1 protein-coding gene is annotated in these 1,876 nt (G+C 73.0%); it reads left to right on the top strand.

Annotated elements, in window-relative coordinates; translation table 11 throughout:
• Positions 1–515: 515 nt before the first annotated feature.
• Complete coding sequence (locus VR45_RS34575; protein WP_045943869.1) at positions 516–1,862, top strand: MFS transporter; 1,347 nt, start codon at positions 516–518, stop codon at positions 1,860–1,862.
• Positions 1,863–1,876: the final 14 nt, after the last annotated feature.

Here is a 1,876-nt window from a genome sequence, read left to right as displayed (position 1 = left end):
GGCATGACATGGGTATTTCCGTGTCCGGGCAACGCTGCTCCTCCCGTGGCAAGAAGAAAGGCCCGAAAGCTGCGGGCCGCGCGGCTCGGCCGCACAGTCCGGGCATCAAGGCGTGTTCGAGGTTGCTCGATGGATCGCACATCAGCGGCCTACGACGGGCCGACGGTCTCCTCGTCCGCCCGGAGGCGCGAGGAGTGCACCGACTACAGGATTGCGTACGAGGCGTGCCGGTCGTCGAGGTGGCGAGATTTGATCGACAAAGTGTCCGATTCGATCTCCTGGAACCGGGCGTCACGCTCAGGTACCATCCGTGTACAAGTGGACTGGACAGCCGTCGATCGGGCAATGCAAGCTGGCCCCATGGCAGTTGAGACCTTCGAGGTATCGTCGGGCCGCGTTCCGGGCGTTTTGCCGGAGTCCTTCCCGCAGCCCTTCCCGCGGCCTTTCCCCCAGTCCGTCGCGCAGCCGGGCCCAGCTCGGGCGGCCGCCCGCCACGACGCCGGCGGGAGGCCCGCATGACCGACATCGCCGTCAAGTCGGTGGTCCGGCCCGGCCTCGCGCTCGGGGTGCTGGCCGGCGCGCTCGCCCTGGACGTGAGCGGCCTCGGAGTGCTCAACGCCGCCCTCCCGTCGGTGGGGGAGCGGTTCGATCTGGCCGACACCACACTCCAGTGGGTCATGACCGCCTACGCCGTCACCTTCGCCGGCTTCCTGCTGATGGGCGGCCGACTGGCCGATGTGCTGGGCCGGCGACGGGTGTTCGAGGCCGGCGTCGCCCTGTTCACGGTGTCCGCGCTGGTCGGGGCGGCCGCGCCGAGCACCGCCGTCCTGCTGGGCGCCCGCGCCGCCCAGGGCATCGGCGCCGCCCTGTCCGGACCGGCCGCCCTGGCCCTGCTCACCCAGACCTTCCCGGCCGGTCCGGCCCGCAACCGGGCCTTCAGCGTCTACGCGGCCGTCGGCGCCGCGAGCTTCAGCGGCGGGGTGATGCTGGGCGGCGTGCTGACCCAGTTCTGGGGCTGGCGTTCGGTGTTGTGGTTCTCGGTCCTGCTCGGCCTCGCCGTGCTGGCCGCGACCCGGGCCGGCCTGCCCGACAGCCCCGGCCACAGCGGCCGGCTCGACCTGCCCGGCGCGATCACCGGCACCGTCGGCCTCACCCTGCTGGTCGTCGGTGTCAGCAGCGACGGCGCCGCGGTCTGGGTCCTGCTCGCCGCCGCCGCGCTCGCCCTGGCGCTGTTCGTCGTGCGCGAGAGCCGCACCACCGACCCGGCCCTCCCGCTCGGCCTCTTCCGGCTGGCCCCGGTCCGGGCCGCCAGCCTCGCGGCGTTCCTCCAGTACATGGGCTCGGTGGGGATGCTGTTCTTCGCGCCCCTCTACCTCCAGGGCATGCTGGACTACTCGCCGTTCGAGTCCGGGCTCGCCCTGGTGCCCATGTCGGCGGCCGTCTTCCTCACCGCCAACTTCGCCACCGGCCGCCTGCTCGCCCGCTGGACCCCGCGCACCCTGATGGCGGTCGGCCTGGTCCTGATCGGCGTCGGCACCGGCCTGTGGCTGACCACCCCGCTCGACGGCGGCTACGTCCAGCACGTCCTGCCGGGCCTGGTGCTCAGCGGCATCGGCCAGGGCCTCAACTTCCCCTCGATGACCTCCGCCGCCCTCTCCGGCGTCCCCGGCGAACAGCACGCCGTCGCCGGCGCGGTCAACGTCGTCACCCAGCAGATCGGCGCGAGCGCCGGCGTGGCCGTCCTGGTCCTGGTCGCTGGCACCCGCGACGACCACCTCGCCGGCTACCACCTCGCCTACCTCACCGCCGCCCTCGCCTGCCTCGCCGGCGCCGCCCTCATCGGCCTCCGCCGCCGCACCTGACAGTCCCGACCCGG

The organism is Streptomyces sp. NRRL S-495 (assembly GCF_000966955.1).
In the GTDB taxonomy this organism is placed as follows: domain Bacteria; phylum Actinomycetota; class Actinomycetes; order Streptomycetales; family Streptomycetaceae; genus Kitasatospora; species Kitasatospora purpeofusca.
This window is presented reverse-complemented; position numbering and strand designations above follow the sequence as displayed.

What these genes read in the sequence shown, in the direction of transcription:
- VR45_RS34575 (WP_045943869.1), top strand. Translation starts at nt 516, where the DNA reads ATGACCGACATCGCCGTCAAGTCGGTGGTCCGGCCCGGCCTCGCGCTC.